9 protein-coding genes and 1 pseudogene are annotated in these 14,473 nt (G+C 68.9%); 4 read left to right on the top strand and 6 right to left on the bottom strand.

The features are described 5' to 3' along the window. Nucleotides 1-44: 44 nt before the first annotated feature. From BMG07_RS23000 to BMG07_RS22980, 5 genes and pseudogenes are all read right to left on the bottom strand, one after another. Nucleotides 45-830 (bottom strand): hypothetical protein, encoded by a 786-nt coding sequence (locus BMG07_RS23000; RefSeq protein ID WP_198086490.1) that lies wholly within the window; start codon nucleotides 828-830, stop codon nucleotides 45-47. A gap of 33 nt (nucleotides 831-863) precedes the next feature. Further along, nucleotides 864-4,207: pseudogene (treS, locus tag BMG07_RS22995) on the bottom strand (maltose alpha-D-glucosyltransferase). A 12-nt stretch (nucleotides 4,208-4,219) separates the two neighbouring features. Beyond that, complete coding sequence (locus tag BMG07_RS22990; protein WP_198086489.1) at nucleotides 4,220-6,274, bottom strand: alpha-1,4-glucan--maltose-1-phosphate maltosyltransferase; 2,055 nt, start codon at nucleotides 6,272-6,274, stop codon at nucleotides 4,220-4,222. Continuing rightward, on the bottom strand, nucleotides 6,271-8,166 hold the full coding sequence (gene glgB, locus BMG07_RS22985) for a 1,4-alpha-glucan branching protein GlgB (RefSeq protein WP_198086488.1): 1,896 nt from the start codon (nucleotides 8,164-8,166) through the stop codon (nucleotides 6,271-6,273). Before glgB ends, BMG07_RS22990 begins: the two co-directional genes overlap by 4 nt. A gap of 169 nt (nucleotides 8,167-8,335) precedes the next feature. After that, nucleotides 8,336-8,602, bottom strand: coding sequence for a DUF1488 family protein (locus BMG07_RS22980; RefSeq protein WP_198086487.1), 267 nt, complete (start codon nucleotides 8,600-8,602; stop codon nucleotides 8,336-8,338). Between the two features lie 221 nt (nucleotides 8,603-8,823). On the opposite strand from BMG07_RS22980, the gene BMG07_RS22975 reads away from it, so the two are divergent. Next, on the top strand, nucleotides 8,824-10,506 hold the full coding sequence (locus tag BMG07_RS22975) for an alpha/beta fold hydrolase (RefSeq protein WP_198086486.1): 1,683 nt from the start codon (nucleotides 8,824-8,826) through the stop codon (nucleotides 10,504-10,506). A gap of 82 nt (nucleotides 10,507-10,588) precedes the next feature. Continuing rightward, on the top strand, nucleotides 10,589-11,218 hold the full coding sequence (locus BMG07_RS22970) for a LysE family translocator (RefSeq protein ID WP_198086485.1): 630 nt from the start codon (nucleotides 10,589-10,591) through the stop codon (nucleotides 11,216-11,218). Nucleotides 11,219-11,222: 4 nt separating this feature from the next. Here the strand turns inward: BMG07_RS22970 and BMG07_RS22965 are convergent, their stop codons facing one another. Continuing rightward, on the bottom strand, nucleotides 11,223-11,411 hold the full coding sequence (locus BMG07_RS22965) for a hypothetical protein (protein WP_198086484.1): 189 nt from the start codon (nucleotides 11,409-11,411) through the stop codon (nucleotides 11,223-11,225). A 444-nt stretch (nucleotides 11,412-11,855) separates the two neighbouring features. On the opposite strand from BMG07_RS22965, the gene BMG07_RS22960 reads away from it, so the two are divergent. Beyond that, a complete protein-coding gene (locus BMG07_RS22960) occupies nucleotides 11,856-12,356 on the top strand; it encodes a pyridoxamine 5'-phosphate oxidase family protein (protein ID WP_198086483.1) in 501 nt (166 codons plus the stop codon). Nucleotides 12,357-12,370: 14 nt separating this feature from the next. Then, nucleotides 12,371-14,473: hypothetical protein (locus tag BMG07_RS22955; protein ID WP_307867050.1), on the top strand; the 2,103-nt coding region annotated here is incomplete at its 3' end.

The raw sequence follows: 14,473 nt of genomic DNA, 5'->3' as shown, positions 1-14,473 counted from the left end.
CCGTGGCGGCTGCAAAAAGAAGGCGAAAAATCGGAGGGCAAGAATCAGCGCGGCGGCCGGTCGTCGAAGCGCGGCGGGCTGGCGGCCGGGCTGCCGTAGGGGGTCACGCCGGGCTCCTTCACGGCGGTGGCGGGTGGCGCGGGTGGCGGTGGAGGCCTGATCTGCTGCTGTCTAGGCCACCAGCGCTCGATCTGCGCCTTCGCCCAGTCCTTGCCGGCCAACCCGAATGCCAGGGCCAACGCAAAAACCACGCCCGCCAGGATCACCAGGAAGCTCTCGCGCACGATGTCGCCGCCCACCCTGATCTGGTCGAGCGCGATCAGGATCACGAAGGCCATCACCGCGTACTGCGCCACCTTGGCGAACAGCGTGGCGTCCTGCATCTTCACGCCCCGGAAGTAGCTGCCCACCGCGTCGCCCACGAACTTGGCGAAGTACGAGCCGAAGGCCAGCACCAGCAGCGCGACGAACACGTTGGGCACGAACCAGACGATGCGCCCCAGCAGGTCGGCGATGTAGCTCAGCCCCATGCCGTTGAAGGCGATGAGCAGCGACGCCAATATCACCAGCCAGTACGCCAGGATGCCGAACAGGCTGCTGGTGTCGCCCGCCAACCCGCCCTGGCGCAGGAAGTTGTCGAGCCCCGCGCGTTCGGTCAGCACGTTGAAGTTGATGGCGCGCAAGGCCTTGGTCACGGCAAAGCGCGCCGCCTTGGCGACGAGCCAGCCCACGAACACCACCACCAGCGCCACCAGCAGGCGCGGAATGAACGCTCCCACCTGGTAGAGGATGGCGCGCAGCGGCTCCAGGTGAATGCCGAAGTTTTCCATGTGTATTTCCCCGAGTGATGGAGGGCCGTGGCCTCAGGACCGCTGTCGCGGCTGGATGAGCGCAAGCACGCCGTGCAGCGGCACCTGCACCCAGTCGGTGCGGTTGTTGAGTTCGTAGCGCAGTTCGTACAGCGCCTTCTCCAGCTCGAACAGCGCAAGCAGTTCGCCGTCGATGGGCGCACCGTCGGGCTGCGCGAGCGTGCTGGCGTAGCCCTGCATGAAGGCGTCGCGCGTGGCCTGCTCCCAGGCGATGGCGGGCGCGGCCAGCTTCTCGGCTTCTTCCGGGCTCTGCGCCACCCGGCGCAGCGCCGACCAGCGCGCGTAGTTGAACGAGCGCAGCATGCCCGCCACGTCGCGCAGCGGCGAACTCTTGGCGCGGCGCTCCTCGAAGCTGCGCGCGGGTTCGCCCTCGAAGTCGATGATGACGAAGTCGTTGTCCTTCACCAGCACCTGGCCCAGGTGGTAGTCGCCATGAAAGCGGCTCTTGAGCGCGGCACCGCCGCCGCCCTCGCCGACGAAGCGGCGCTCGGCGATGTTGGCCTGCAGCGCATCGGCGGCGCGCAGCAGCGTCTCGGCATCGGCCTGCGCGCCGGGAGGCAGCGCGCCGATGCGCTCGCGCAGCAGCGCCAGCGTGACCGTGGCGTCGCCGGCCGCATGCGTGCGAAAGCCCGCCACGTCGGCGGCCGACAGCGGCTCGGGGTCGAACGCGGCCGCGCCGGTGCGGGTGCCAGCGCGCGGTGCAGCTCTGCGGTGCGCTGCCCCAGCGTGGCGATCAATGCGAGGAAGCCGCCGTGTACCGACAGCACGTCGGGCGCGTCGGTGGCGCCGTCGGTGGTGGCCACGTCGCGCAAGAAGCGCTCCAGGTAGCCCAGCGTGTAGTCCCAGCCGTCGCCCTGGTTCGCAACGTAGCTCTGCACCATCGCGAGCGTCATGGTGCGGCCGTCGTTCGTCAGGTATTCGAGCGCGCCCAGCACCGGCACGCAGTGCGGGTACTGCACCTCGGTGAGAAAGCGGCCCATCTCCAGCTCGGGGTTGATGCCCTCGCGCACATGGCGGTAGCCCTTGAGGAACAGCGTCTCGTCGAGCGTGACCACCGTGTTGCTGCTCACGCCGCTGGGCCGCCCGACCGGCAGCGCGTCCAGGTCGATGCCCATGCGCGCGAACGCCCCGGTCGCCTTGAACACCAGCTTGCCGTTGCCCGTGGCCAGCTCGGAGCCCCGCCCGATGGCGCGCACCAGCTCGCGGCAGAAGGCCTCGTCGTAGAAGGCGTCGCCCATCAGCCCGACCTGCGCCTGCTGCCGCACCTTGGCCAGCGCCGCCTGCGCCACGCCGGCCATGCGCTCTTCGTCGCGCTCTTCCCAGGCCAGCGCCAGCGGCATGAAGTAGGTGGCGCCGCCGGGCGGCCCGTCGAGCGCGAGCAGTGGCAGCATCCAGCTCAGGCCGTTGACCTCCCACACCGCGTGGTCGACGATGCGCGCGCGCTCGATGGCCGTGCCCTTGGAGGCATACCAGCGCTGGATCTCGATGTGGCGCGGCAGCGTCTCCAGCTCGAACTGGCTGCGCATGCGCTCCGACATGCCGATGCGCCACGGCATCACGCGCTCGCGGAAGAAGCTGGTCCAGCCGTCGAACAGCACCAGCGTGGGCCACTCCTGCAGCGCCACGCCCTGGTCGTGCCAGCTCGGCGCGTCGGCCTCCGAGGTGAGCTTGAACCAGTAGAAGCCGTAAGAAGACAGCGTGAGCAGGTACGGCAGTTCGCCAATGGGCGGGAACGGCGCGCGCCCCAGCATCTCGATGGGCACGAAGCCGCGGAACTCCGACAGATCGAGCTCCACCGGCTGCGCCGCGCGCGACAGGTTGAACACGGTGAGGATCACGTCGCCGTCGTACTCGCTCAGGTAAGCCAGGATCTTGCGGTTGCCCGGCTTCAGGAAGCGCCGCTTGCCGCGCCCGAAGGCGTGGCTGGTCTTGCGCACGGCCAGCATGCGCTTGGTCCAGTTGAGCAGCGAGCTGGCGTCGCGCGCCTGCGTCTCGACGTTCAGCGCCTCGTAGCCGTACATCGCGTCCATGATGGGCTGCAGGTACAGGCGCTGCGGGTCGGCGCGCGAGAAGCCGGCGTTGCGGTCGGGGCTCCACTGCATGGGCGTGCGCACGCCGTTGCGGTCGCCCACGAACACGTTGTCGCCCATGCCGATCTCGTCGCCGTAGTAGATGATGGGCGAGCCCGGCATCGACAGCAGCATGCCGTTCATGAGCTTCACGCGGTCCAGGTCGTTTTCCATCAGCGGCGCCAGGCGCCGGCGAATGCCCAGGTTGATGCGCGCGCGCGTGTCGGCCGCGTACATGGTGTACATGTAGTCGCGCTCCTTGCTGGTGACCATCTCGAGCGTGAGCTCGTCGTGGTTGCGCAGGAAGATGGCCCACTGGCAGCCCTCGGGAATGTCGGGCGTCTGCGCCATGATCTCGACGATGGGGTGCCGGTCTTCCTGCGCGATGGCCATGTACATGCGCGGCATCAGCGGAAAGTGATACGCCATGTGGCACTCGTCGCCGTCGCCGAAATACTCGCGCACGTCTTCGGGCCACATGTTGGCCTCGGCCAGCAGGAAGCGGTTCTTGTACTGCGCGTCGATGGCGGCGCGCAGCTGCTTGATCACCGCATGCGTCTCGGGCAGGTTCTCGTTGCTGGTGCCGTCGCGCTCCACCAGGTAGGGAATGGCGTCGAGCCGGAAGCCGTCGACCCCCATGTCGAGCCAGAAGCGCATCGTCTTCAGGATGGCTTCCATCACCGCCGGGTTGTCGAAGTTCAAGTCGGGCTGGTGGCTGAAGAAGCGGTGCCAGAAGTACTGCTTGGCCACCGGGTCCCAGGTCCAGTTCGACGTCTCGGTGTCGGTGAAGATGATCCGCGTGCCCTGGTAGATCTGGTCGGTGTCGCTCCACACGTAGAAGTTGCGCTCGGGCGAGCCCGGCGGCGCGAGCCGCGCGGCCTTGAACCACGGGTGCTCGCTCGAGGTGTGGTTGATGACCAGCTCGGTAATGACGCGCAGGCCGCGCTTGTGCGCCTCGGCCAGCATCTCGCGAAAGTCGGCCAGCGAGCCGTACTGCGGATGCACGTCTTCGTACTCCGAGATGTCGTAGCCATCGTCGCGCAGCGGCGAGGGGTAGAACGGCATCAGCCAGATGGTGTTGACGCCCAGCTCCTTCACGTAGTCGAGCTTGGCGGTCACGCCCTGGAAGTCGCCCATGCCGTCGTTGTTGGAGTCGAAGAAGGCCTTGACGTTCAGCTGGTAGATCACCGCGTCGCGGTACCACAGCGGATCGTCGCTGTTGTCGATCTCGACGGTTTCAAGCGCGATGTGTGAGACGGGTGCATTCATGGGCGAGCGACCTCAAAGAAAGTAATCGAAGTCGCGCTCGTCGCCATGGCGCCGACGAACGACGAAGACGTGCGCGGGGCAGCTGTGCGGGTCGAGCCGCACGTAGTGCCAGTCGCCCTGCCAGGTGAAGCGCTGGCCGCTGAGCAGGTCGTGCATCTGGAAGGCCTGCGCGGGCGCGACGCCCACGCTCGCGGGCTCCAGCCCCAGCCAGCCCCACTGCGCGTTGTGCGGATCGAGGTTGACCACCGTCACCACCACGTTGGCGCCGTCGGCCGAGGCCTTGGCATAGGCCAGCAGTTGCGGGTTGTCGATGTGCAGAAAGCGCAGGCCCCGGTCCGCGTGCAGCGCCGGGTTCTCGCGGCGGATGCGGTTCACGCGCGCGATGAAGGGCGCGAGGCTGTCGGGGTCGTCGTGGTTCCAGTGGCGCAGCTGGTACTTCTCGGAGTCCAGGTATTCCTCGCTGCCCTGCTCGCGCGGCAGGTGCTGGCGCAGCTCGTAGGCGGGGCCGTAGATGCCGTAGCTGGCCGACAGCGTGGCCGCCAGCACCAGCCGCGCCATGTAGGTGGCGGCGTCGCCGCCTTGCAGCTGCTCGTGCAGGATGTCGGGCGTGTTGGGCCACACGTTGGGGCGGAAGTAGTCGATGCCCGGCGCACTCGACAGCTCGGTGAAATACGCCACCAGCTCTTCCTTGGTGTTGCGCCAGGTGAAGTAGGTGTAGCTCTGCGAGAAGCCCAGCTTGGCCAGCCGGTGCATCACCTTGGGCCGCGTGAAGGCCTCGGCGAGAAAGATCACGTCGGGGTGCTCGCGCTTGACCTCGCCGATCACCCACTCCCAGAACGGGAAGGCCTTGGTGTGCGGGTTGTCGACGCGGAAGATGCGCACGCCCTCGCCCACCCAGTGGTCGAACACGCTCTTGAGCTCGGCCCACAACGCGCGCCAGTCGTCGCTCTCGAAGTTGAAGGGGTAGATGTCCTGGTACTTCTTGGGCGGGTTCTCGGCGTACTGCACGGTGCCGTCGGGGCGCCAGCGGAACCAGTCGGGATGCGCCTTCACGTAGGGGTGGTCGGGCGCGCACTGGAAGGCGATGTCCAGCGCAATTTCGAGCCCGTGGTCGGCCGCGCGCGCCAGCAGGCGCCGAAAGTCCTCGGCCGTGCCGAGCGCGGGCAGGATGTCCTTGTGCCCGCCCTCGGCCGCGCCGATGGCCCAGGGGCTGCCCACGTCTTCGGGACCGCTCACGAGCTTGTTGTTGGGCCCCTTGCGCTGCACGCGGCCGACGGGGTGGATCGGCGGAAAGTACAGCACGTCGAAGCCCATTTCAGCGATGGCCGGCAGGCGCGCCTCCACGTCCTTGAAGGTGCCGTGCACGCCGGGCTCCTGGCCGGCCGAGCGCGGGAACAGCTCGTACCAGGTGCTGAAGCGCGCGCGCTCGCGGTCGGCCACCAGCGGCAGCTCGACCGGGTGGCGCACGGCGTGGCGCCGGTCGGGGTAGCGGCGCGCGAGGTCGGCCAGTTCGTCGTCGAGCGCCAGCGCCTTGAGCGACACGGCGTCGGTGCCGGGCGCGGTCGCCACGGCTTCCAGCTCGGTGGCCCAGTGCTGCAGCGCGATGCGGTCGGCGCCCTCGGCGCGCCCGGCGGCGGCGGCCACTTCGAGCGCACCGACCTCCGAGGCGATGCGCACGTCGTCGGGGTCGACGCGGCGCGCCATTTCGCTGCGCCACGACTCGAAGGGGTCGACCCAGGCCACGGCGGTGTACACGTAGCGCCCGAGCGCGGGCGGCGAGAACGCGGCCTCCCACACGTCGTTGCCCAGCGGCTTCATCGGCACTTCGCGGAACTCGGCCTGCTCGAGCGCGCGCCAGCACAGCTGCACGCGCAGCACGTCGTGGCCGTCGGTGAAGCAATGCGCGCGGATGCGCACGCGCTCCCCGGCCACGCACTTCACGGCGAAGCGGCCGTTGTCCACGGCGGGCAGCACGGCGTCGATGACGGCGCGCGCATTGCCATGGGGGTTGTCGATGTCGGGTGCCACGGCGGCAGTGGCGTGGCGGGGCGCGAAGATGTTCTTCATGGTGACGGCCGTTGCTCCAGGATCAATGTCGACAGCGGTGGCAGCGTCAGGCACACCGACTGCATGCGGCCGTGCGAACGCACGGGGGCGGCCTCCACGCCGCCGAGGTTTCCCCAGCCGGCGCCGCCGAACTCGGCCGCGTCGGTGTTGACGACTTCGCGCCAGAGGCCGCCGAGGGGAACGCCCAGCAGGTAGTTGGTGCGCGGCACCGGCGTCATGTTGCTCACCACCAGCAGCGGCGGGCTGCCGTCGGCCGCCTTGCGCAAGAAGGCGAACACGCTGCGCTCGGCGTCGTCGGCCGCGAGCCATTCGAAGCCGGCCGCCGAGAAGTCGAGCTGGTGCAGCGCGGGCGCCTCGCGGTACACGCGGTTCAGCTGCGCCACCAGCCGCTGCAGGCCGCCATGGCCCTGCTGCTGCGTGACCCACCATTCGAGCTCGCCGTCGTGCGTCCACTCGCGGCGCTGGCCGAACTCGCCGCCCATGAAGAGCAGCTTCTTGCCCGGGTGCGCCCACATGAAGCCGAACAGCGCGCGCAGGTTGGCAAACTGCTGCCAGCTGTCGCCGGGCATCTTGTTGATGAGCGAGCCCTTGCCGTGCACCACCTCGTCGTGCGACAGCGGCAACACGAAGTTCTCGTGAAAGGCATACACCAGCGAGAAGGTCAGCTTGTGGTGGTGGTACTTGCGATGGACCGGGTCTTCCTTCATGTAGGCCAGCGTGTCGTGCATCCAGCCCATGTTCCATTTCTCGCCGAAGCCCAGGCCGTCCATGTCGGTGGGGCGCGACACGCGCGGCCACGCGGTCGACTCCTCGGCCACGGTGAGCGTGTCGGGGAACTCGCGGTACACGGCGCGGTTGAGTGTCTGCAGGAAGTCGATGGCCTCGAGGTTCTCGCGCCCGCCGTGGCGGTTGGGCACCCACTCGCCGTGATTGCGCGCGTAGTCCAGGTAGAGCATCGACGCCACGGCATCCACGCGCAGCCCGTCCAGGTGGTACAGGTCGAGCCAGAACAGGCCCGAAGACACCAGGAAGCTGCGCACCTCGGGCCGCCCGTAGTTGAAGATGCTGGAGTTCCACTCGGGGTGAAAGCCCTGGCGCGGGTCGGCATGCTCGTACAGGTGCGTGCCGTCGAAGAACGCCAGCCCGTGCTCGTCGGTCGGAAAGTGCGAAGGCACCCAGTCCAGCAGCACGCCGATGCCCTGCTGGTGCAGGTGGTCGACCAGGTACATGAAGTCCTGCGGCGAGCCGTAGCGCGCGGTGGGCGCGAAGTAGCCGGTGGTCTGGTAGCCCCACGAGCCGTAGAACGGGTGCTCGGTCACGGGCATCAGCTCGATGTGCGTGAAGCCCATCTTCACCACGTACGCGGCCAGCTCGTGCGCGATCTCGCGGTAGCCCAGGAACTGCCCGTCATGCCGGCGCCACGAGCCCAGGTGCACTTCGTACACCGACATCGGCGCCTCGAGCGAATTGCGCATGCCGCGCGTCGCCATCCATTCGTCGTCGCCCCAGTCGTAGGCCAGTTCGCAGATGCGCGAGCCGGTGGCCGGCGGGTGCTCGGCGCTGAAGGCCACGGGGTCGGCCTTGTCGACGGTGTAGCCGCCTTGGTGCGAACGGATGCGGTATTTGTAGGCCTGCCCGATCACCGCGTTGGGCACATGGCCCTGCCAGATGCCGGTGTGGTCGGGGCTGGGCTGGAGCGGGTCGGCCTCGCCCGACCAGTAGTTCCAGTCGCCCACCACCGAGACCGAGGCCGCGTTGGGCGCCCACACCGCGAAGCTGGCGCCGCCTTGCGGCTGCGGGTGGCAACCCAGCAGGTCGTACAGCCGTGCGTGGGTTCCTTCACGAAAAAGATAGGCGTCTCGCTCGCCCTGGAGTGAATGGTTCAGAGGCACCGGCGTTCCTTGATTTGAAGGCCAGCGAAGCGGCTGTTCGACAAGGAACGACTGCGCCTCTCGCTTGGCTTGATGCCAATTTGCGCGGGTGTCGATGGCCGTGGGTACGGCCTGGGCCGCCTCGCCTTGTCGGAGAGTTGCCCGTGTCCCCTTTTTCGCTGCCCGTCGTTCAGGCGTGCAGCGCGAAGTCGTCCAGGGTCAGTGTGATGCAGTGGCGTGGCGCGGCGCGGTAGAGCGCGATGGCCGCGGGCTCGATCGCCTGGTAGTGCTCGCGGCAGGCGTCCAGCAGGCGGTCGCCGATTTCTCGCACGCCGAATTCGTCGTGCAGCGTTTCCTCGGAAATCTGCACGATCACGCGCGGGCCCTCGGGGCCGTCCGGATAGAAAGCAAACCGCACGCTCGCCGAGTCGAAGCAGTAGATGCCTTCGAATTTCATCGCTCTTGTCTCCTTGTGAATCGGGGGCGATTGAGCGCGCATCGCGCGGCGATGGAGAGTGGTGTTTGTCGCATGCGCGTGCAGGACAGGTCCTACAAGAAACGCGGCCTGCGCTTGCAGCCGAAGTCGGCTTCGGCCATGGCATTCGGGCGCCGATGCGGCGAAGATCGGTGCTTCGGACTTTCTGGACTTTCTCCTTCCCCCTGGACCACCCGCCCCGAATGACTGCACCGATCCCCCGCCTTCATCGCTGCGCCGCAGCATCCGCCCTCGCGGCCGCGCTGCTGCTGCTCGGCGCCTGCACCGGCACCAGCGAAGCCCAGCGGCAAGCCACCGCCAGCGCGCCGCCGCCCACCGACTGCACCGCCTGGGTCGGCACCGACCGCAACGCCATGATGGGCGGCTACCTGCTGCCGCAAGGCCCGCACGGTACAGGCGTGACCGAGTGCGTGCCGGTGCTCATGACGGCCAACCGCCCGCCCGCCGGCTATGCGGGCGGCGACTACCACATCAGCGAATTCACCGACGACAAGCTCAAGGCCCGCTGGCGCGCCTGCAAGGAAGACGCCGACTGCTTCAAGCGCATCGACGCGCAGATGCAGCGCTGGTTGCCGCCCAACAAGGAGCGCGCCACGCGCTCGACCGGCGTGGTCGACCCCTCGGGCAAGATCGACCCCGACGGCCAGGTCGACCTCAAGCAGATCCGCCGGCCCGCCTTCTTTGCCAAGGCGCCCTACCGCGAGGGCATTGCCGAGGCCGACGCCCGCACCTACATCGTCGAGTTCACCGCGCCGCGCGACGCCTTCGAGCGCATCGACCTGAAGATGACCGGCGACATCAAGCTGCGCGGCTGGTACATCGAAGGCGCGGGCGTGGACGACGGCAAGGGCAAGAAGACGCGCGCGCTGGCCATCATGGCGCCGGGCGGCGGCGGGCAGCTCACGGCCATCCAGCACCCCGACGAGGTGGCCTACCGCATCGACGAGAAGACGGGCAAGACCATTCCGGTCAGCTTCCCCAACGCAACCACCGAGACCATGGGCCAGCGCTGGTGGCGCGAGAACCTGTATGCGCTCAACCAGGCCGGCTTCGACGTGCTGGCCTACGACCGGCGCGGCGAAGGCCTGTCGGGCGGCTTCAGCGACACCAACACGCTGGAGCAAGGCGAGGACGTGTTCCGCGCGCTCTCGGCCCTGGAAGGCGGGCGCGGCCTGCGCCTGCTCACGCCCTCGGGCGAGCTGCTCGAAGGCGACAGCGCGCGCGGCCGGCTGCTGGCGGGCATGAAGGCCGAGGAGATTCCGCTGGTGCTGGGCGGCTACTCGCGCGGCTCGATGTCGACCGCCTGGGCCATGACCAAGAACTACGTGGCCGAATGCAGCTTCGACATGCCCGTGCCCAGCTGCACGCCGCCCAAGGGGCTGAAGAACATCCGCGGCACCATCCTGCTGTCGTCGTTCGCCAGCGGCGCGGGCTACGTGGGCGACTCGCCCGACCTGGCCGACCGCAACCTGTTCCTGGGCGGCATGGCGGCGGACCATCACATCGTGTTCTATCCGAACTCGTCCACTCTCGCGGGCATGGACCGCTGGCCCGCCGCGTTCTTCGGCAAGGGCCTGTGGGACCGCGCCGAAACGCTGGAGGGCACCGTGGCCGCCTACAACCGCATTCCCGGCTTGAAAGAGATCGTGCTGGCGCGCGGGCCGCATTCGATCGAGACCTGGCCCGCGTCCGACCGCGCCTACCTGCGCGAGCGCATGGTGGTGTTCGCCAGGACGGTGATCATCGGCGCGCGCAGCATTCCGGGCGCGCGGCCGTGGAAGGACTTCAAGTCGCTGGTGGCGACCACGCCCGATTCGTGGGAACCATCGTCCAAGCCGAAGGCACAGGCCGCGAAAGCGCCCTGAGCCACACCCGCCACGCCGGCCGCACGATCCGGCGAAAATCACCGCCGCTCCCGGCCACCCCGGCCGGGCAAGGACCCGCCCCATGTTTCCCCAAGACGTTCTCTTCGCCTACATCGCGGCCTGCCTCGTGGTGGTGATGGCGCCCGGCCCCGACAACATCCTGGCCATCAGCCGGGGCCTGAGCCAGGGCAAGGCGGCGGCCACACTGTCGTCGGTGGGCGCGGGGTTGGGCATCATGTTCCACACGACGGCGGCGGCGCTCGGGCTGTCGCTGGTCATCCAGGCTTCGCCGGTCGCGTTCTGGGCCGTCAAGGCGGTGGGCGGGCTGTACCTGCTGTGGCTGGGCTACAAGGCGCTGGCCTCGCGCAGCCTGATCTCGTTCGAGCCGAGCGCGCACCAGTCGCTGCGCAAGGTGTTCTTCACGGGCCTGCTGTCGAACGTGCTGAACCCGAAGCCGGGCCTGTTCGTGCTGGCCTTCCTGCCGCAGTTCGTCAGCGCGGCGCGCGGGCCGGTGGCGCTGCAGATGCTGGTCTACGGCGCGATCTTCGCGCTGCTCACGGCGCTGATCTTCACCGTGCTGGGCTGCTTCGCGTTCCGGCTGTCGTCGTGGCTGCGCCGGCATCCGCGCGTGGGCACCGGGCTGAACGTGGGCGCGGGCCTCACGTTCATCGCGGCCGGGCTGTCGGTGCTGGCGCTGCGCCAGCGCGCCTGATCGATCAGTACTTCTGCGGGTTGTTGGGCCGGCGGTCGTAGCGGTCGGGCACGCCGTCGCCGTCGCTGTCGCGGTTGCGTTCGTAGCGGTCCGGAATGCCGTTGTGGTTGCGGTCGCGATCGCGGCGGTGGTCGTCATGGCCGCAGCCCACGGCGAGCGTGGCAACGGCGAGCACAAGAATGAAGTTCTTCATGGGCGGTTTTTTCTGTTGTAGGAGCCGTGCAGTGTGGTTTGCCCACCTGAAGAATCCATGAGCGGCTTCTGAAGTCTTCCTTAACTTGCGCCGCGCAAAAAAGAACCCGGCACCGCGTCGGGTTCCGCCGGGTTCAAGCCTCGGTGCCGTCATGCATCGAAGCCCTCGCAAAGGGAGAAATACGAGGGACGGGCATCCGTCGACTCCCAAGGTAGCAAAGCCGCGCGCCGCGTGCGCCAAGCGATGCCGACTTCGCGGGACGGACAAGACCTACCACCCCTCGGACACCTCGGACACGCCTCGGACACGCGCGCATCGCATGTCGGCTTCGGATGACACGGCTGTGCGCCGTGTGTCCTCACCGGCCCCGCGCATCGGCCCTTACGGTGAAGTATTGCTCGATCTTTCCCATACCTTTCACAGCACGCTCAAGGAGAACCCGCCATGACCAAGACCACCACCGACCACGGCAAGCTCTGGGACCTCATCAAGGACACGCGCTTCGGCATGCTCACCCACCGCCATGCCGAGGGCCAGTTGCACAGCCACCCGCTGACCACCCAGAACCGCGACGTCGACGCAGTGGCCACGCTGTACTTCTTCGTGCCGAAGGACGGCGACATCGCGCGCCACGTGGCCACCGACCCGGCCGTGAACGTGGCCTACGCCAACACCGGCGACGACAGCTACGTGTCGGTGTCCGGGCGCGCCGCCCTGCGCGAAGACCAGGCGCTGAAGGAAGCGCTCTTCACCACCATGGCGAAGGCCTGGTTCCCCAACGGCCCCACCGACCCGAACCTGGGCCTGCTGGCCGTGAGCGTGGTCGAGGCCGAGTACTGGGACGTGGACGACAGCAAGATGGTCCAGCTCTACAAGATGGCCAAGGCCGCCATCACCGGCGAGCCGCCGAAGAACCTGGGCGAGCACAAGAAGGTGTCGGTCTGAACGCAGGGCCGCTGATGACGCCGCCGACGTCCCCGCCGCACACCGACACGCCCACCGCTTCGCGCAGGCCGCACCGCTGGCAGTTCATCCGCGCGGGCAGTGCAGACCAGGTGATCTTTCGCACCGGCGAAGACATCGCCCGCCTGGGCGAGCTCGACCAGAAGCTGTGGGTCGCCCTCGCCTGCCCGACGCGCGGCATCGACTTCGACACCCGCACGCTCGACCTGATCGATTCCGACGGCGACGGCCGCGTGCGCCCGCCTGAAGTGGTGGCGGCCTGCGAGTGGGTCTGCGCGCGGCTGCGCAACCCCGACGTGCTGCTGCAGGGCAGCGACGTGCTGGCGCTGGACGACCTGGACGCCGACAACCCTGGCGGCGCGCGCCTGCTCGAGGAAGCGCGCCGCCTGCTGCAGATCCAGGGCCGGCCCGAGGCCCCCACGCTCACGCTCGCCGACATTGCCGACCGCGGCGAACTGCTGGCCGCCATGCGCTTCAACGGCGACGGCGTGGTCACCCCCGACACCGCGCGGGACGAGGCCGTGCGCGCCGCCATCGACGAGGTCATGCGCACCCACGGCAGCGTGCCCGACCGCCACCGGCAGACGCCCGGCGTGGACCGCGCGCGCGTGGAAGCCTTCTTTGCCGAAGTGCAGACCGCGCGCGACTGGCACGCGCAGGCCGACGCGGGCAATGCCGAACTGATGCCGCTGGGCGAGCCCACGCTGGCCGCGGCCGATGCCACCGGCAAGGTGCAGGCCAAGCTCGACGACTTCTTCGCGCGCTGCCGCGTCGCGGCCTTCGACGCACAGGCCGTGACGGCGCTGAACCCTTCGCCCGAGGCCTACGACGCGCTCGGCGCGAACAGGCTCGACCTGTATGCCGAACCCATCGCCGACCTGCCGCTGGCGCCCGTCACGCCGCATTGCGTGCTGCCGCTGCACGGCACCAGCCTGAACCCCGCATGGGCCGACGCGGTGGCCGCCTTTGCCGAACGCGCCGTCGGGCCCCTGCTCGGCCCGCGCGAAGAACTCGCCGAGGCCGACTGGCTCGCCATCAGGCACAAGCTCGCGCCGCTGCAGGCCCTGATGGCCAAACGCCCCGACAACTGGGCCGCCGCGCTCCCGCTCGAGCGGCTCGACGCGCTGCTGCGCACCCGCGAGGCGCTGCTCGCGCTGATCCACGACGACGAGGCCGCCGAGGAACACAACGCGCTGCTGGTCGACCTCGAAAAGCTGATCCGCCTGCAGCGCGACCTGGTGGTGCTGCTCGACAACTTCGTGTCGTTCAAGGCCTTCTACCGCCGCGAAGGCGCGATCTTCCAGGCCGGCACGCTGTACCTGGACGGCCGCAGTTGCGAACTCACGGTGCAGGTGCAGGACACCGCCAAGCACGCCGTGCTCGCCGGCCTCGCGAAGACCTGCCTTGCCTACTGCGACTGCACGCGCCAGGGCGTGAAGATGAGCATCGTCGCGGCGTTCACCGCCGGGGACATCGACTTTCTGTTCGTCGGCCGCAACGGCGTGTTCTACGACCGCCAGGGCCGCGACTGGGACGCCACCATCACCAAGCTGATCGAGAACCCGACCAGCGTGGCGCAGGCCTTCTTCGCGCCCTACAAGAAGTTCGTGCGCGTGATCGAGGAGCAGGTGGCCAAGCGCGCCGCCGCGCAGGAGGCCGCCGGCCAGGGCAGCCTGACCAGCTTCGCCACCCGGCTCACCACGGCCGACCAGGCCGCCGGCGCCGACGCTGCGAAAGTGCCGACCGCCACGCCGCGCCCGGCCAGCCGCGTCGACGTGGGCACGGTGGCCGCCATCGGCGTGGCGCTGGGGAGCATCAGCGCGGTGCTGGTGGCCATCTTCGGCAAGTTCGTCGACCTGGGGCGAGTGGATACCGGTGGCGCTGCTGGGCATCGTGCTGGCCATCTCGGGCCCGAGCATGCTGATCGCCTGGCTCAAGCTGCGCCAGCGCAGCCTGGGCCCGATCCTGGATGCCAGCGGCTGGGCCATCAACGGGCGCATGAAGGTCAATGTGCGGCTGGGCGGCATGCTGTCGCAGACCGCGCGCGTGCCGCCCGGCGCGCGCCGCGTGGCACGCGACCCGTACCGCGACCGGCACGG

It is taken from the genome of Variovorax sp. E3 (genome assembly GCF_016082275.1).
Classification (GTDB): domain Bacteria; phylum Pseudomonadota; class Gammaproteobacteria; order Burkholderiales; family Burkholderiaceae_C; genus Variovorax.
Note: the sequence above shows the minus strand (reverse complement) of the source record. Positions and strands in the feature narration are given on the sequence as shown.